Source organism: Mesorhizobium sp. M0306 (assembly GCF_040321655.1).
In the GTDB taxonomy this organism is placed as follows: Bacteria; Pseudomonadota; Alphaproteobacteria; order Rhizobiales; family Rhizobiaceae; genus Mesorhizobium.
This window is the reverse complement of the sequence record NZ_JAMYRY010000005.1, coordinates 169,649-185,356: the sequence shown is the minus strand read 5'-3', so window position 1 is coordinate 185,356 and position 15,708 is coordinate 169,649. Positions and strand designations below refer to the sequence as shown.

The 15,708-nt window shown below is 61.1% G+C and carries 15 protein-coding genes and 1 pseudogene; 12 read left to right on the top strand and 4 right to left on the bottom strand.

Annotated features, from left to right (window positions below; genetic code table 11):
* Position 1: 1 nt before the first annotated feature.
* From NKI95_RS11040 to NKI95_RS11030, 3 genes are read left to right on the top strand one after another with little or no spacing between them, the layout of a single operon-like run.
* On the top strand, positions 2 to 775 hold the full coding sequence (locus tag NKI95_RS11040) for a thiazole synthase (RefSeq protein ID WP_352716639.1): 774 nt from the start codon (positions 2 to 4) through the stop codon (positions 773 to 775).
* On the top strand, positions 772 to 1,377 hold the full coding sequence (locus NKI95_RS11035; protein WP_352716638.1) for a thiamine phosphate synthase: 606 nt from the start codon (positions 772 to 774) through the stop codon (positions 1,375 to 1,377). The genes NKI95_RS11040 and NKI95_RS11035 overlap by 4 nt, the downstream gene beginning before the upstream one ends.
* Complete coding sequence (locus NKI95_RS11030; protein ID WP_352716636.1) at positions 1,368 to 2,129, top strand: hydroxymethylpyrimidine/phosphomethylpyrimidine kinase; 762 nt, start codon at positions 1,368 to 1,370, stop codon at positions 2,127 to 2,129. The genes NKI95_RS11035 and NKI95_RS11030 overlap by 10 nt, the downstream gene beginning before the upstream one ends.
* A gap of 649 nt (positions 2,130 to 2,778) precedes the next feature.
* Here the strand turns inward: NKI95_RS11030 and NKI95_RS11025 are convergent.
* Together NKI95_RS11025 and NKI95_RS11020 are read right to left on the bottom strand one after the other, a co-directional pair.
* Positions 2,779 to 2,949: a hypothetical protein gene (locus NKI95_RS11025; RefSeq protein ID WP_352716635.1), complete on the bottom strand. Its 171-nt coding sequence runs from the start codon at positions 2,947 to 2,949 to the stop codon at positions 2,779 to 2,781.
* A gap of 170 nt (positions 2,950 to 3,119) precedes the next feature.
* Positions 3,120 to 3,629 carry a hypothetical protein gene (locus NKI95_RS11020; RefSeq protein WP_292655108.1) on the bottom strand — a complete coding sequence of 170 codons (510 nt, stop codon included), beginning with the start codon at positions 3,627 to 3,629 and terminating at the stop codon, positions 3,120 to 3,122.
* A gap of 615 nt (positions 3,630 to 4,244) precedes the next feature.
* On the opposite strand from NKI95_RS11020, the gene NKI95_RS11015 reads away from it, so the two are divergent.
* The 3 genes and pseudogenes from NKI95_RS11015 to NKI95_RS11005 form a co-directional block, all read left to right on the top strand.
* Entirely contained in the window at positions 4,245 to 4,886 is a 642-nt protein-coding gene (locus NKI95_RS11015) for a peroxiredoxin-like family protein (RefSeq protein WP_352716634.1), read from the top strand.
* Positions 4,887 to 5,014: 128 nt separating this feature from the next.
* Positions 5,015 to 5,659 (top strand): amino acid ABC transporter permease, encoded by a 645-nt coding sequence (locus NKI95_RS11010; protein WP_502909146.1) that lies wholly within the window; start codon positions 5,015 to 5,017, stop codon positions 5,657 to 5,659.
* 18 nt (positions 5,660 to 5,677) lie between these two features.
* Positions 5,678 to 5,815: pseudogene (locus NKI95_RS11005) on the top strand (amino acid ABC transporter permease); the annotation flags it as partial.
* A 127-nt stretch (positions 5,816 to 5,942) separates the two neighbouring features.
* On the opposite strand, the gene NKI95_RS11000 reads toward NKI95_RS11005, so the two are convergent.
* A complete protein-coding gene (locus NKI95_RS11000) occupies positions 5,943 to 7,169 on the bottom strand; it encodes a tyrosine-type recombinase/integrase (RefSeq protein WP_352716632.1) in 1,227 nt (408 codons plus the stop codon).
* Between the two features lie 732 nt (positions 7,170 to 7,901).
* Here NKI95_RS11000 and NKI95_RS10995 point away from each other — a divergent pair.
* From NKI95_RS10995 to NKI95_RS10970, 6 genes are all read left to right on the top strand, one after another.
* Positions 7,902 to 8,831: an ArdC family protein gene (locus tag NKI95_RS10995; RefSeq protein ID WP_352716631.1), complete on the top strand. Its 930-nt coding sequence runs from the start codon at positions 7,902 to 7,904 to the stop codon at positions 8,829 to 8,831.
* A gap of 249 nt (positions 8,832 to 9,080) precedes the next feature.
* Positions 9,081 to 11,201, top strand: a complete 2,121-nt coding sequence (locus tag NKI95_RS10990; protein ID WP_352716629.1) for a ParB/RepB/Spo0J family partition protein — start codon at positions 9,081 to 9,083, stop codon at positions 11,199 to 11,201.
* Positions 11,202 to 11,681: 480 nt separating this feature from the next.
* On the top strand, positions 11,682 to 11,879 hold the full coding sequence (locus NKI95_RS10985) for a hypothetical protein (protein ID WP_502908385.1): 198 nt from the start codon (positions 11,682 to 11,684) through the stop codon (positions 11,877 to 11,879).
* The gene (locus NKI95_RS10980; protein WP_352716768.1) at positions 11,879 to 12,925 is read left to right on the top strand and encodes a DUF7146 domain-containing protein; all 1,047 of its coding nucleotides are present in this window, start codon (positions 11,879 to 11,881) and stop codon (positions 12,923 to 12,925) included. Before NKI95_RS10985 ends, NKI95_RS10980 begins: the two co-directional genes overlap by 1 nt.
* Positions 12,926 to 13,233: 308 nt before the next feature.
* Complete coding sequence (locus NKI95_RS10975) at positions 13,234 to 14,169, top strand: DUF2493 domain-containing protein (protein ID WP_352716628.1); 936 nt, start codon at positions 13,234 to 13,236, stop codon at positions 14,167 to 14,169.
* Positions 14,170 to 15,017: 848 nt separating this feature from the next.
* Entirely contained in the window at positions 15,018 to 15,347 is a 330-nt protein-coding gene (locus NKI95_RS10970; protein WP_352716627.1) for a DUF736 domain-containing protein, read from the top strand.
* A 120-nt stretch (positions 15,348 to 15,467) separates the two neighbouring features.
* Here NKI95_RS10970 and NKI95_RS10965 read toward each other — a convergent pair whose 3' ends face one another.
* Positions 15,468 to 15,695 (bottom strand): helix-turn-helix domain-containing protein, encoded by a 228-nt coding sequence (locus NKI95_RS10965; protein WP_352716766.1) that lies wholly within the window; start codon positions 15,693 to 15,695, stop codon positions 15,468 to 15,470.
* Positions 15,696 to 15,708: the final 13 nt, after the last annotated feature.

Below are 15,708 nucleotides of genomic sequence, written 5' to 3'. Positions count from 1 at the left end.
CATGTTCGATCTTCTCGGGACAACGCTTCCCTCCCGCCTGCTTCTCGGCACGGCTCAGTATCCTTCGCCGGCCATCCTTGCCGATGCGGTCAAGGCGTCAGGCACGTCGGTGGTGACCGTCTCCTTGCGACGTGAGATGGCAGGCCGCAGGGAAGGCGAAAAATTCTGGTCGCTGATCCGCTCGCTTGGCACGAGAATCCTTGCCAACACCGCAGGCTGCCACTCCGTCAAGGAAGCGGTCACAACCGCGAAGATGGCGCGCGAGATCTTCGGGACGACCTGGATCAAGCTCGAAGTGATCGGCGACCACGACACGCTGCAGCCGGATGTGTTCGGTCTGGTCGAAGCCGCCCGCATCCTGTACGAGGACGGTTTTGCGGTATTCCCCTATACCACCGACGACCTTGTTGTCGCCGAGCGGCTGCTTGCGGCGGGCTGCAAGGCCTTGATGCCGTGGTGCGCACCGATCGGTTCCGCCCTCGGGCCGATCAACCTCATGGCGCTGCGCTCGATGCGTGGGCATTTCCCCGACGTTCCCATGATCGTGGATGCCGGGCTCGGACGGCCGTCGCACGCGGCGACCGTCATGGAACTCGGCTTTGACGCCGTGCTCCTGAACACGGCGGTCGCCAAGGCGGCCGATCCGGTCGGCATGGCGCGTGCTTTCGGCAAGGCGGTCGAGGCCGGTCGTGAGGCCTTCTGCTCGGGAATGCTCGAACCGCGCGACGTCGCCGTGCCGTCGACGCCGGCGATCGGCAGGGCAGTTTTTTCATGAAGCTCGATCCCTTCTACCTGATCGTCGACAGCGCTGCCTGGATCGAACGGCTAGTGCCGCTTGGCGTCAGGCTGGTGCAACTGCGCATCAAGACCATAGATGAGGCCAGGTTGTGCACCGAAATCCGGAAGGCGAAGGCCCTGTGCGCCGAGCACCAGTGCCAGCTCATCGTGAACGATCATTGGCGCCTGGCAATCGAGGAGGGCTGCGACTTCGTGCATCTCGGCCAGGAAGATCTGCAAACCGCCGACCTCTCAAGGATACGGTCAGCCGGTGTCAGGCTCGGGTTGAGCACGCATGATCATGTCGAGCTGGCGATGGCCATTTTTGCCGATCCCGACTATGTTGCGCTGGGTCCGATCTATCCCACCATCTTGAAGAAAATGAAGTGGGCACCGCAAGGGCTAGAGCGGATCAGCGAGTGGAAGCGGCGGGTGGCGCCAATCCCATTAGTCACTATCGGCGGCCTCAACCCTGGCCGCCTCGATGGCGTCTTTGAAGCCGGCGCCGACAGCGCCGCAGTGGTCACCGACATCACTTTGAGCTCCGATCCCGAAGCGCGCACCAGGGAATGGATCGAAAAGACGGACCGATGGCGATGAGACGAGAACCGCATGTGCTTGTCGTTGGCGGATCGGATTCCAGCGGGGGTGCTGGAATAGCACGCGATATCGAAACGATCGCATCCATTGGCGTGCGCACCTGTCTGGCCGTCACAGCGCTAACGGTGCAAACGCACGACGCCGTGACGGAAATTCATCATTCTCCACCAAGCCTGGTCGCCGATCAGATGCGCGCCGCGCTGCGGGCCAACGAAGTGGCGACCATCAAGATCGGCATGCTCGGAACAGCCGAGATCATCGCTGCGGTTGCCGCCGTACTGCGCGAAAATCGACAGGTGCCGGCAGTACTCGATCCAGTGCTGGCCTCCACCTCAGGCCGGGCTCTCCTGGAAGCAGGCGCTATCGCCGTCATGAAGCGCGATCTGATGCCGCTTTGCTGCCTGGTCACGCCCAACCTTCCTGAACTGGCGCTCCTTATTGGCTCCGAACTGGCAGTGGATGAGAACGGTGCGCTCCAACAAGGACAAAGACTGCTGGCCGCCGGCCCTCAGGCAGTGCTGATCAAGGGTGGGCATGCCTCGGGACCCCAATCGACCGATATTCTGCTGCGCTCCGATCATCAACCCATCCATGTCGATCTACCGCGCCTTGCCACATCGATGCGCGGAACAGGTTGCATGCTGGCCAGCGCGATTGCGGCGCATCTGGCGAAGGCGAAGCCGCTCGAAGATAGCGTGCGCGAAGGCAAGCGGCTTGTCTTCGCCACGTTTCAGAAGAATGGAGCAGAATGAACCCGGCTTGTGCGGTACAAGCAGCTTTTGCCGCTAGTACGCCGGATCCTGAGCGTTTGCTCGCTGTCGCAAACTCTTCGACGAAAATCGCAACAACACGGCGGTTCGAACCCGAACTCGTGGCAGCAATTCGCCAGCGGTCGCGGCAAAAGGCGTTGAACAACAAGGCTTGAGCTTAGGCACCAATCGGTTGGCCGAATCTCTTCCCTCCCCTAAAACAGGCACGTTGCGCCGCTGCCTTGGCGGTCGCTGTCGGGATTGCGACGGGTGTTCGCATAGGGGCCAGGAATTCGCGACCGATCTGCTCTCCCCGGAAATATGGCGCGAGAAGATTGCGACCACAGCCATTTGAGCCATTGCTGTTGTTCAGCCCGTTTCCCAACCACTGCACAGTTTCGGGCGAAATGCACAAAAGCCAGCCGGTGACCGGAGGCGGTCATCGAAGCAGCCAATGCCCTGGGCCCGAGCTCAATGGGGAGGCGCGTAGCACCACGTTTCAAGGTCGGTGAGCCTAGGAGGGCGGTGATCCCAGCGACTTTGTGAGAAACACACCGAGATTCGATGGTCGAGGACCTTCAGCGGCTTTCAATCAGGTAGATTGCGATGATCCCGTCTTGCGAAGCTCGCGGGCGCCTACCGAAGCCAATTCTCAATGATAGCCGCTCCGCGACGGCATGACTGTCGTTTCTTCACTGTCTGCCAGGACGAGTGAGCGTCGGATGCCGCAGCCTTCTGACTGCCCCTGCGACGCGATCGCCGCCACGACTAAACCGACGACAAGCGAAATGGCCAGGGCGACACTTACCGACAGATGATGCATACCGGCGTTCCTACCGAGCGCACCTACAACCGTCGACCAACGTTTTGAATCCAGCCTGCGACGGTCTCAGACATACCTAACGAAGGCTTAATTTCAGTCGGGACGAAACTGAGTAGACGGCAATATTGGAACAGTCGCCTGGCCCTCTGCATAGCCCTTCGGATGCGTCTTCATCGTAGCTTGAGGAACGCGCCCGTGTAGGTCTGGCCGGCAAGCGTAACGGTTCCGGCCAGTGCTCCGTCCGGCCGCATGACAAAACTGACGTCGGCGCCATTCGGCAGGCGCTCAAGCTTCAACGTCCTCCCTACAATTCTTCCAGCGCCGGCGGCCTCTCCCGGATAGTTGTCGCCCAGATTTCCCCACGCATAGGTGACCGTCACCTTCCCATTGGAAGAAACCGTTTGAACAGCAAGTTTGGCGTCATACATCCCCTCCAATCGGCCGGCCCATAGACCGGAAAAATCGGCGTACTTTGTTGGAACGCCCTTGCCTGGCGGAGTGACCGCCACGGATTGATGCATGATTGCTGAGCCGGAAGGAACCCCGGCAGCAGCCAAGGGCGGTTGGAGAGGAATTCCCGATTCTAACGCAGGTTCGAGAGTGACGGGTTGCGGCGTTTCGGGGGCCGATTGGCACGCGGCTAAGACAAGCGCGGCGAAGCCAAGCATTGCGTTGTACATTTGGTGGGCCATCTTCTGGTGCCCCGGCCATCTTTGAATCTAGCGCAGACCGAACTTATCACGCGTTTTCACAACATGTGTCTAGGCGTCCATCATTTACAAAGCCGCCGGCAGAGGGTGCACTCACTTCGGCGGAAGGGCCAAAGGGGCCGCCGGCGAGGCGAAGTGCTTCCGCGCGGTCCCGATCGCGTTTTTCGCATATTGTATGCTCGCGGCGGATCCTGGCGCAGTGCTATGGAGAATTCGTAATTCGCCGCTTCATCGATCCCGGGGAGCCATCGCCTTTTCTACGCCAAGTCGCGATTTTGACGCCGGCGTGCGATTTTTCCCTACGCTTCGATCTCGTGTCAGAGCATCGAGGACAGATGAAATCAAGCGCAGAATAGCGGCCTCGCCCGCCCCCGCCTATTCTTCGCAAGCCGCGATCGCCGGACTGACGACGCAGATGCTTTTTCGTGTTATGATGGGCTTGCAACGCGCGTAATCTCGACCTCGGCAATATGGCAGAGGTCGAAAGCTATTGCCTTGGCACAGGAAGCTTTCGCCCCAGCACTTGATCGCCTCCGAAACGCTGGGTGCTGCTTTCCCTGACTGACCCGGGCGAGGAGGTTGTCCATGTCCACGAGTAGTGTTGACCGCCCGCTGCAGCCGGGCGACCGGGCACCGAATGTTGTGCTCAATGCGATCTCACGCGAAGGCAAGATCGCGCTCGATGATTTTCGAGGCCGTAGCCCGTTGTTGATCGGTTTGTTCCGAGGCCTGCACTGTCCGTTCTGCCGGCGCCATGTCGCGGCGATGGCGCAACTCAAGCCGGCCCTGCGTGAGAAAGGCGTCGAATGCCTGGCTGTGGTCAATACGCCGGTCGAGCGGGCGCGGCTCTATTTCCGTTACCACCCGGCACCCGATCTCCTCGCCGCATCCGACCCGGAGCGCGCCTCGCACCGTGCTTTCGGCTTGCGCGAGGTCGGGATGGACACGGTCATGGCGATATCGTTCCATCTCCCGGGCGAGTTGCCCGAGCCTATGGACGTCATGGCAATGAATGAATTTCTTAACAAGAAGGAAGGATATGAGATTACGGAAGTCGATCAGCAGGCGATGGCTTCCAGCCAGGCGCAGCTTGTCGGTCAGTTCCTAATCGACCGGGCGGGCATCGTACGCTGGAACTTCACTGAAGTTCTGGAGGATGGCCTCAACACCTTCAGAGCGCTGAATCCCGAGGAATTGATGTCGGCAGCTTCGCAAGTTGCACATTAAGAGGCTGCGGAAATGGGCTGCTGAAAACTCGCTCGACGGCCACCGTCCTGTGGTGATTCTTTGGATTTAACAATCGTCGAAATGCTCAGCGCGGGAGGCTAAGGTCTGCCCGTGGGCTTCGTAGCGATTTGGTCGTCGGCTTTTGCTTGGCTCTCGTCGCGACAACACTCCGGGTTCCCAGGATTCCGGTGATCAGTCACCTGACTGACCTCTACGTGTCCTATGCCCGGAGTGTTCCCGTCGTCCTGCAGTTATTCGTCGCGTTCTACGGGCTGCCCTTGTTGGTGATCCTGTTCGGCGCCAAGGATCTTATTTCTGCAACGATCGCTGCGATGGTGGGGCTGAGCCTCTATCATGGAGGGTATCTGTCGGAAGTCATGCGACCTGCATACCTGGCTGTCGATCCCGGCCAGCATGATGCGGCCGACAGTCTGGGATATACCTTCCGACAGAAGATCACCCGCGTAGTCGGCCCGCAAGCGGTGCACTTCGCATTGCCGGGCTATGGAAACTCGATCATCTACCTGATCCATGACGTTGCGCTGGTCATGTACATCGGGGCTGCGGACGTGATGGCGACCGCGCACTTGATCGTGGAGCGCGACTATAACCAGTACCAGTTCGAAACGTACCTCGTGCTGGCGGTTATCTATTCGCTGATGTGCCTTGTCGCGTGGCTCATCGTGCGCTTCTTCGAGCTCCGCTCACCAATGCAAGCGCCAGAGGCGACGACAACAGCTCAGATCAAGAACGCGGCCGTCGCGAGCGTGTGACGTAAGGGTAATCCGACCATGTTTGATACCGAAATTCTGCTCCAGGACTCGCAGGAAATTCTGGGCGCCGTACCCGTGACGCTCGGCATGGCTTTCACGATTTTCATCCTGTCCACGATCGTCGGCAGCCTTTTTGCGCTCGTCGAATATAGGCGGCAGCTTGAACCTGCGACCCCATCGTCCCGAACGATGTGCGCTACCAGCAAAGCTGCAGCTTTTTGGGCTTGATCGTCACACTTGCTTCGCAATGATTGCGTTTCCCTTCGAGCTTTGGGTGGGGAGCCTACAGGGCGCCCCTGCCGAGTTCATGTTTCATTGTCACCTGTCCTGAGACCGATTTCGTCGCCTTGGCGGCGACCTGCTTCTTGGCGATCTTCTCGGCGGCGTCAGCCTGGAAGTCGGGGTGATGGTGGCCATAAGTTTCAATCAGAACATCCACGGTGATGCCGAGAAAGCCCGCCGCCTGCCACATGTCGGCGCCGGCCCGCATAAGCCATGTCGCAGCGGTATGGCGAAGCGTGTGTGAAGTGACGTCGGGACCGAGGCCGGCCGCGTCGCGAGCTCTCCTAAAGCTCTTCTTTACCGACACCACCGGCTTGCCATTCCACTCCACGACAAAATCTTGCGATATTTTTCGGCCGATATTTGCGCTTTTGCCGCGCGCCTTGGTTCTGATATCGAGATCGGTGCACGCCCAGCGGCGGAGGTGAGCCAATAGCCGGTCCGGCAGGCGCACGGGCGGCTGGCGTTTTTTGGTCTTCTTTGCGCCATCGGCGCTGCGGTAAAAGATGCCGCGGTCAAGGTCCACATTACCACGCCCTTTGGTTGGACGGACGGCGGCGCCGCAGACTGCGGCCGAGCGTGTTCCTGTGTAAAGCGCGACAAGCATGAAGCGGGCGAGGTGTCGTCCGGTACGCCGGCCGCTCTCCTGGCCCTTCCATTTCTGCTTCATACGCCACGCTGCCCAGATGAGGGCGGCCGCTTCACTGCGCGTCAACCAGCGCTCGCGTGCACCGGCCTTGTCGGGCAGGACAATCGTCGGTGCGGCAGTCGTGTAGCCTTCCCTGCGATAGTAGTTGATGGCCGCACGAAAATCCTCGAGTTGCCGGCGCGCAACGGCTTCTGTGGGACAGCACGCGGTGTAGTCGCGGCAGAGTTTGCCGTTGATAGCGGCGAGCGTCTTTTCACCGAAGAAATCGAGGATTTTGTCCAGCCGAGCCGCCGTCTCTTCTGGCGCGGCATGCTTCGGTGCAACCTCTCTCAGGTAGATGTTGATGACCTCGGCAATCAAGACATCTTCGGCGCCGCGCACTCGGTGGTACTTGCTGGCGATGTAGGCCGCGAGCGCCTTTTCAGCTTCAGGTCCTGGACGGCCTTTTTCGCAGCTATCAGCGCTGATGAACGTTGTTCTATCGCGGATAAACCATCCAGCTTGGTTTCGGAGTGTTCCGTCCTTTTTCCAGCTTTTGTCCCGCCAGACGAGGTGTGGCCCTTTCGACGTCCGCGGCATAATTCCCTCATTCTGGTGATCGCCAGCAAGGTCACGTACTCCTTTCCGGCGATTAGCTCGGTTTCAAGTCGACCAGCGTCACGCTCCTTGCGCAGGCCCGCCGCGCGCATCGAGCCGTCCGGAAAGGCAATTCGTGCTGCAATCTCGACGCGGAGAGGCGTGGTCTCATCGAATTGGTCGGGGATTTTCAAAACGGAGCCCTCAGCCAAATCTTTATGATCCGATAGTTTCACTCGGAAACAGTCGGATCGCGGGTCTCGTTGAGCGCATCTTTTTTCCTATCTCGCCGTGCCGGATGCCCTGCCGCGCGATCCTTCCTCTGACCACGCTGCTGCGAAAAGCGCCAACTGGAGCTGCTGCGGCAAAGGTGCTCCTTCGACCTGCTAATCGGAACGGTTGTCCTAACACGCTTTCGCCTTTGCGCCTCGACGCTCCGCGAGCCTTTCGGCTGGCTGCGCACCCGTGGCCGGTCAAACGGCTCCCGACTGAACTTCGGCCATCTGTGCGGCTTCCGTTTCCATGGACTCACTGGCCGGCCCTCGGGCTGGAACCCGCGCGCCGCGCATTTGGGGGTTCTGCTGATCGCCTCACGCCGCGGTTTCGGAAATCTCTCTCGAGTTGGTCGGCAGCCGAATCTTCGTTCGCGTTCCTAGAGTTAGAGGGCCGCGCTTGGTGCACTGACGGGTTGAAAGCAGGGAGAGAGGCTCCCCGCGCCCGGCGCGGAGACTGGCAATGCCCAAGCATCGGCACGAAGCTGCCCCCACCCGGGCCAGCTTATATGACGAAATCACCAATAAGATTATCGGCGAGTTGGAGGACGGTCGGCTACCCTGGGTTCAGCCATGGGGGACGGCGGCCGCGAAAGCGCCGCTGGCCTTGCCGAAGAACGCCGTCACCGGCCGGCAATATTCTGGGATAAATATCCTGATCCTCTGGGGTTCGGTGATCGAGCAGGGCTTTTCGGGACAGAGCTGGCTGACTTTCCGTCAGGCGCTCTCGCTTGGCGGCAGCGTCCGCAAGGGTGAGCATGGAACGACGGTCGTCTACGCCGACCGATTCGTGCCCGAGGACGAGAAAAAGCGCGCCCACGAAACCGGCGAGCAAGCCCGATCGATCCCATTCCTCAAACGCTTCACGGTGTTCAACGCCGCGCAGTGCGACGGGCTGCCCGACGATGTTGCGATAGCCATACCCCCACCCTTGTCCGTCCTGATCGAGCCCAAGGTCGAGACGCTGATCAAGAAAACCGGGATCGATTTCCGGATCGGGGGCAGCCGCGCCTTCTACGCTCCGGCCCACGACTATGTGCGGATCCCGCCACCCCAGGCCTATTTCGATCCGATCAACTGGCACCAGACCGCCCTGCATGAGCTTGCGCACGCCACGGGTCATGTCTCACGCCTCAACCGGGATTTCTCTGGTTCCTTTGGCACCAAGAAGTATGCCTTCGAAGAGCTGGTTGCCGAGATAAGCGCGGCTTTTTGCTGCGCCTCGCTTGGCATCACGCCGACCGTGCGTCACGCCGACTATGTCGGCTCGTGGCTAGAGGTGCTGCGCGAGGACAACCGTGCGATCTTTCGCGCCGCCGCACTGGCAAGCAAGGCTGCGGATTATCTCCTGGGGTTCTTGCCTGACAGCATCGCCACTGACGATGATCAGTGAGAGGCAGCGTGATTGCCGCCTGCTTCCAGGTCGGCTTCTCCCTGCGAATGCGTTTGTGATCGAAGTCTTCCTCGATGCCGGACGCCGCTGCGGCGAAGTCGTTGCAGGACGCCAGGACCGAGATGCAGCTCCGCGACAAACGTGGCGTGGCTGTCGAGCACATCGGAGGGAGAGGCGTGTCGGAATTCTCATGACGGGTTTGGAGGTCGAAAGAGAGGCTCTCGGCTGCCCGTCGCGGAGTAAATCCCAATGGCTACTGCCGTTCAGAAGATCACCCTGTCGTCCTCGCGCGACATCCCCTTCAACAAGCTGGTGCTCTCCCAGTCCAACGTCCGGCGCGTCAAAGTCGGCGTCTCGATCGAGGATCTCGCTGGCTCGATCGCCCGCCGCGGCTTGATCCAGAGCCTCAGTGTCTTGCCCGTCGTCGATAGCGACGGCAACGAGACTGGCATGTTTGAGGTGCCTGCCGGAGGCAGACGCTTTCGCGCCCTTGAGCTGCTGGTGAAGCAAAAGCGCCTCGCCAAGACCGCGCCGGTGCCCTGTGTGGTGCGCGACCGTCACAGCACGATCATTGCTGAGGAGGTGTCGCTCACCGAAAACATCGAACGTGCGCCGCTGCACCCGCTCGATCAGTTTCGCGCCTTTCAGGATATGCAACAAAAAGGCATGAGCGAGGAGGAGATTGCTGCAGCCTTCTTCGTGTCGGTCAACGTCGTTAAGCAACGGCTTAGGTTGGCTTCTGTCTCGCCAGTGCTGCTCGAAGTGTATGCCGATGACGGCATAGCGCTGGAGCAACTCATGGCTTTCACGGTCTCCGAAGACCGTGCCCGCCAGGAGCAGGTCTGGGAAGCGATCAGAAATAGCTGGTCGAAAGAGCCCTATCAAATCCGGCGCATGCTGACCGAGACGACGGTACGAACATCAGACAAGCGCGCGGTCTTCGTGGGCATTGATGCCTATGAGGCTGCCGGTGGCATCGTCATGCACGACCTGTTCCAGTCGGACAATGGCGGCTGGTTGCAGGATGCAGCGCTGCTGGACCGCCTGGTTGCGGAAAAAATCAAAGAGGTTGCGCAGGAAGTTGCAGCCGAAGGTTGGAAGTGGGTCGAGGTCGCTGTCAGTCTCCCATACGGCGCAACACGTGGGCTGTACCAGCTGCAGGGTGATCCTCTCGACCTCTCTGCCGAGGAGCAAGCTGCCATTGACGCCCTCAGTGCCGAGCACGCCAAACTTGCAACCGAATATGAGGGTGCTGACGAGCTGCCCGAAGAGGTCGATCAGCGGCTCGGGGAAATCGAGGCCGCGCTCGCCACTTTCGACAAGCGCCCAAGGCAGTTCGATCCGAGCGACATCGCCATCGCCGGCGCGTTCGTCAGCATCGACGCCGACGGCTCGCTCGCGGTAGAACGTGGGTTTTTCCGTCCTGAGGACGTGCCGCCAGTTTCACTCGATGGCTCGAATGAATCGAAAAATGACGGCGGGTCCGGGGCTCCCGGCGACCCGTCGGTGCACCGTGCCGTTGTCACCATGGCCGGCCAGGCAGTCGAGCGCGAGGAAGACGAGGACGATGCGGTCAGGCCCCTGCCGGACCGACTGGTGACAGAATTGACCGCGCACCGGACGCTGACGTTGCGCGATGCGGTTGCCAGCAATCCCCACGTCGCCATGACAGCGTTGTTGCACAAGCTGGTCACCGACACGTTCCAGCACCGCACCAGAACCGGGTGCCTGGAGGCCTCGATCCGTCACGTCTTCTTCCCTCTGCAGGCAGATGAACTGAAGGACAGCCCCTCGGCGAAATCGGTGGCCGAACGCCATGAGGCCTGGAAATCGGACCTGCCGACTGACGACGATGCACTTTGGGACTGGATTGCCGCACTCGATGAGACCAGTCGTGCGGCATTGCTCGGCCATTGTATCAGCTACGGCGTGAACGCGCTCCACGAGAAGGGCGACCGTTACGGCGGCGCTATCTCGGCGCGTGGTGTTCAGCAGCGGATCGCGCAAGCTGATCGACTGGCCCGGGCCGTCGGTCTCGATATGATCGAGGCGGGTTGGATGCCGACTGTCGAAAACTATCTCGGCCGCATCACCAAGTCTCGCATTCTCGAGGCGGTGCGAGAGGCGAAGGGTGAACAGGCCGCGCAGCTTATCGACCATCTGAAGAAGGGAGATATGGCGAAAGAAGCCGAGCGCCTGCTGGCTGACAGTAGCTGGCTGCCCGAGCCGCTGCGCCTGGTCGACCTTGACGGTAGTGCCGGCGCTGATAGTGGCACCGGAGCCGAGGGCTATGGGGAAGAGCTTCCCGAATTCCTCTCAGACGATAGTGCGCAGATTGAAGATAGCGGACCGCATATGGCCACCGAATAGATCGCCTCGCGCGGGGTGGCTTCGGCCGCTCCGCGCTCTTTCCTACCACCTACCGGATGCTCGCTTCCCCTGGCCAACCGGAGGGGCAAAGCCAATTGGCCAGTTCTGCCGCGTCCCTCCTCGCTCGGCCGCTGCTGCTAACCCGCCATTCCCACTGCGCGCCAAGATTTCGCCCGCCTATCGACCGCGTTGCCGCCGCCACCATTGGGCTGACGGCGTGCAGCGGCGTAGAGCCGGATCGAAGAAGGCCCGCTATCGGACAGACCGCAGTCCAGAGGAGAGAGGCCGGCCAGGACGGATTTGAGCCGGGTTGGTCGAGAGAGAGGGCCCCCCGATTCATCCCGTTCCGCTCTCCTCGAGGTTTTCTCCATGCTTGACGTTTCCGCTTCCAAGACTGCCGCTTCGGCGGAGCCGCTTCCGCTTGTCTCATCCCCGGCGGCCGAACCAGCCGCATCTATCCAGCTTCGGCGCAGCCGCATCATGGGCGTCAACCGAATCGAACTGGCGGACTTCAACGACACCATGCGAGAGCGCCTTTCGACCTACGGCCTCTTCGGCGAGATCATCTCCTGGAAACTGCGCATGTTCGCACCCACCGACGCATCTGGCCCCGCAATTCTGGGCAAGCTGCTGGAGCGCTATCCCGTGCGGCGCATCGAGACGCGGGAGGATGCATGATGCCCCGGCACGACGCGTCCAACCTGGCGCAACGCTTGGGCCGGCAGGCCGAGGCGGTTTGTCGCCACTATCTATCGAACGGACATCGCGAGGGCCGCTACTGGTTTGTCGGCGATGTCCGAAACACGCCGGGCCGCTCGATGTTCGTGCGGCTCGTCGGCTCGCAGAGCGGAAAGGGCGCAGCCGGCAAGTGGACTGACGCGGCGACCGGGGAGCACGGCGATCTTCTCGATATCATCCGCGAAAGCCGCGGCTTGAGCGACTTCAGGGACGTTGCCCATGAGGCAATAGCGTTTCTCGGCTTACCGCATCCCGAACCAGAGCAGGCATCAACCCGGTTGAAGTTGGTGGCCGCGCCGTCGGAAACGTCGGAGAAAGCGCGTCGGCTGTTTGCGGTGTCGCGGCCGATTGCAGGCACGGTCGTAGAGACGTATCTGCGCAACCGCAGTATTACTGCTTTGCACGGGACCGAAAGCCTGCGTTTTCACCCCCACTGCTATTATCGGCCCGACCAACACTCGCCGACTGAGACCTGGCCGGCGATGATCGCGTCCGTCACCGATGTCTGCGGTCATTTGACCGGCGCACATCGCACCTGGATTGACCCTTCCGGCAGGGGCAAGGCACCGGTAGATACCCCGAGGCGCGCTATGGGCGACCTTCTCGGGCATGCGGTTCGCTTTGGTCCGCCCAGCGAAGTCATGGCGGCCGGCGAGGGCATCGAGACGGTCCTGTCGCTTCGGTGTATCTTGCCCGACATGGCCATGGCCGCAGGGCTCTCGGCCGCGCATCTTGCTGCCATCCTGTTCCCCGTCACCCTCAGACGGCTCTACATTGTCCGTGACCCCGATCCAGCCGGTGACGGCGCGCGCGATGTCTTGATCGAAAGAGCAAATGCTGCCGGGATCGAAGCGATCGTGCTCTCGCCGGCATTTGGCGATTTCAACGAAGATCTCTGTAGGCTCGGCATCGCTGATCTTCGAGCGCGCGCCCGGGTCCAACTCGCCCCGCAGGACATCGCCCGATTTATGCCAGTGGCGGCATAGCTCGGAACCGGCCGCTCCCCGCGTAGTGGCATTGCTCGGGTGCTCCTGAGATCGGAGAGAAACCGTGCCTCCGGCCTTCAAGAGGGCGATCGGCCAGCAAACGACCCGGCCTCGCAATGTCTTCGGCCGACTATTTTCCGGCGCGCTCCCAAGGGAGCGCTTTCCATCGCGAAGCAAAATAGCCGGCCTGCGCCCTCCTCCGCTGACGCTCCGGCCCTCCGCTTCGCTGCGGGTGCAGGACCGTCCCGCCCGCCGGCTTTCTGCCATGAAGGCCGCGAGGGTCGCGGTCCAACCGACGGAGCATCCAAATGAGCGAGCATGACGACTACGAACCACAGCATTCGTCTTCACCGATCGACCACGCCCTCACCGAACTCCAGCTCTATGGCTACCGGCCCTTCGCGGATGAGCCGGATCCCCGACCGCTTCCGGAGGGCCACCGCGTCGCCGGCGCGATTGCAGACATCTTCGACGCGTTCGTCGCCACCCTGCAAGATACCCGCCTCGAGCCCGACCTCGACGATCTCCTTTGGTCGACCGTCAACGTCTTTCACCGCGCCGCAGATCGGATCGAGCGTGAACTTGACCATAATGAGCAGGCGCAGCGCCGCAGCCAGCGTGAGCAGGACGGCAGCGAAGTGAAATCGGTCGAGCTGGAACGCCTGACGGCCGAAGGACAGACTCTCATCGAACGCCAGAACGCCTTCGAACTGATGCGCGATCAGGCCGCCGAGTACTATGAGCGCCACACCGGATCGAACTGGCGACCGCGCAGCGGATCAATGGTCAACCACCGCAACCTGACCTCTGCGGTGATCGACAGCCGCGATTTTCTCAGCGCCAAGAAACGCGCCTCGCAGGAAGTCCTTTTGCCACCAGGTCCGAAAATCGCCTTCACCGCCGGTCTCGACTTCAATGATCACCAGTTGATCTGGGCCAAGCTCGACCAGGTCCACGCCAAGCATCCTGATATGGTCTTAATGCACGGGAAATCGCCGAAAGGTGGCGAAAAGGCAGCCTCCTGCTGGGCCGACCATCGTAAGGTACCGCAAATCGGCTTTGCCCCCGATTGGACAAAGCATGCGAAAGCCGCCCCGTTCAAGCGCAATGACGCTATGCTGGACGTGCTGCCGATCGGCGTCATCGTCTTTCCCGGGACTGGAATTCAGGACAATCTTGCCGACAAGGCAAAGAAGCTCGGCATCCCAGTCCTCGACTTCCGCCCCAAGGGAGGCGGCGCATAGCGCCGCTCTCTTATCTTTGTCCGTTGCACGATACAGCCGCGGTCGGGCCGGAGGCTTTCTCCCGTTCGTTGGATTGGATGGGTCCGGGATGCCGGATTTCCGCTCCCGCCGACGCCCCTCGGTTGCGATAGTCAAATCCACGTCCATGCGCAGGTGGCGCGACACTATCACGCTTACCTTCACGTTTCAGCTGCTTCGCCGCCGGCACTATCGGCTAGATAGTGACGTCCGTTCAACCGGACGGGGCGTGGATCGGGGCGAACTCACCGAAGGACCGAGGGGATCGGATGCTGTTTCTGACCAGGCTGTGCATCGCTTCCGTTGTCGCTGACGCGACATGGCGCGACGCACGCTTCGGATTCGCCACGACTGCCGTCCCGTTCCAAAGATGGCGAATATCCGGCGATGCACGTCAGCAGCCTTGAACTGAGCCATGGCGTGCGTGTCTTAAGCGCGGTGCTAGCACCAGCTTACGGTTTCCGGAAGTCTCCTCAGGGGGAGGCATCGACAGCGGTGATCGCGGTAACCAGGATTTCGCCAGTGCGATGGTTCGCCGGAAATCCTCCGTTGATGTCTCTATCTGGTCTGCCGCTCCAGACGGCCTCTTCAACGGGCTGATCTGGCCGAAGGTCGGCTTCGCCTCAATCGCCTAAGCCGCAATGGCGCCGATCGACTTTCTTCCCCTGCCGGCTTCGCCGTCATTCCTCGCGAAACAACAAAGTCGCTTGGCTGCCATCCTCCGCTGACGCTGCGGTCCCAAGCGATGCGGCGTCGATCGCCTCCGGCCCGCAGATCGCCATCGAGGCCGCAATGGTGCGGGCTCGAAACAGAGTTCAAGGAGAAAGTTCATGGCGACCATCGGAACCTTCAAAAAGACCGGCAACAACGAGTTCACCGGCGAAATCGTCACCCTCTCGCTTCAGGCCAAAAACGTCCGCATCGTGCCCGAGGCAAACCACACCGGCGACAGCGCCCCCAGCCATCGCGTCTTCGTAGCGCAGGTCGAGATCGGCGCCGCCTGGGCCAAGCGCTCCAGTGAGGGCCGCGACTATCTCGGCCTGAAGTTGGACGATCCAAGCTTCACCGCTCCGATCTACGCCAACCTCTTCGACGATGAGGACGGAGAAGGCCACAGCCTCATCTGGTCCCGGCCCAACGGCCGCCGCAACGGCGATTGAGAAAGCCGCGAGCTCCCGCCCGCGAACCGAGCGGGAGCTGTCGTTGCTTGTGGACGCTGCAGTGGAGTGCCGTTGCAGTTCACAGCGGCCATCAAAATCGCAATCCGAGAATCGTCCGTATCATCTTTGAATATTCGGTGCAGGACGTCTGAGCAGATCTGCGGCCTCGATGCCGAGAACGTTTGCCAACTTGTCGACAACGTCTATCGTCGCGCCGTAGACGCTGCGTTCCAATGCACTGATATAGGTGCGATCAACGTCCGCACGGTGGGCAAGTTCTTCTTGCGAAAGCGCCGCCGCCTTTCGGTGCTGCCTCAGATTGTGCGCAAATACCTCGCGTATTTCCATGTCCGCGAGTGCA

Coding starts and splice junctions, on each gene's coding strand:
- NKI95_RS11040 (WP_352716639.1), top strand. CDS start 2: ATGTTCGATCTTCTCGGGACAACGCTTCCCTCCCGCCTGCTTCTCGGC.
- NKI95_RS11035 (WP_352716638.1), top strand. CDS start 772: ATGAAGCTCGATCCCTTCTACCTGATCGTCGACAGCGCTGCCTGGATC.
- NKI95_RS11030 (WP_352716636.1), top strand. CDS start 1,368: ATGGCGATGAGACGAGAACCGCATGTGCTTGTCGTTGGCGGATCGGAT.
- NKI95_RS11025 (WP_352716635.1), bottom strand. CDS start 2,949: ATGCATCATCTGTCGGTAAGTGTCGCCCTGGCCATTTCGCTTGTCGTC.
- NKI95_RS11020 (WP_292655108.1), bottom strand. CDS start 3,629: ATGTACAACGCAATGCTTGGCTTCGCCGCGCTTGTCTTAGCCGCGTGC.
- NKI95_RS11015 (WP_352716634.1), top strand. CDS start 4,245: ATGTCCACGAGTAGTGTTGACCGCCCGCTGCAGCCGGGCGACCGGGCA.
- NKI95_RS11000 (WP_352716632.1), bottom strand. CDS start 7,169: ATGCCGCGGACGTCGAAAGGGCCACACCTCGTCTGGCGGGACAAAAGC.
- NKI95_RS10995 (WP_352716631.1), top strand. CDS start 7,902: ATGCCCAAGCATCGGCACGAAGCTGCCCCCACCCGGGCCAGCTTATAT.
- NKI95_RS10990 (WP_352716629.1), top strand. CDS start 9,081: ATGGCTACTGCCGTTCAGAAGATCACCCTGTCGTCCTCGCGCGACATC.
- NKI95_RS10985 (WP_502908385.1), top strand. CDS start 11,682: ATGGGCGTCAACCGAATCGAACTGGCGGACTTCAACGACACCATGCGA.
- NKI95_RS10980 (WP_352716768.1), top strand. CDS start 11,879: ATGCCCCGGCACGACGCGTCCAACCTGGCGCAACGCTTGGGCCGGCAG.
- NKI95_RS10975 (WP_352716628.1), top strand. CDS start 13,234: ATGAGCGAGCATGACGACTACGAACCACAGCATTCGTCTTCACCGATC.
- NKI95_RS10970 (WP_352716627.1), top strand. CDS start 15,018: ATGGCGACCATCGGAACCTTCAAAAAGACCGGCAACAACGAGTTCACC.
- NKI95_RS10965 (WP_352716766.1), bottom strand. CDS start 15,695: ATGGAAATACGCGAGGTATTTGCGCACAATCTGAGGCAGCACCGAAAG.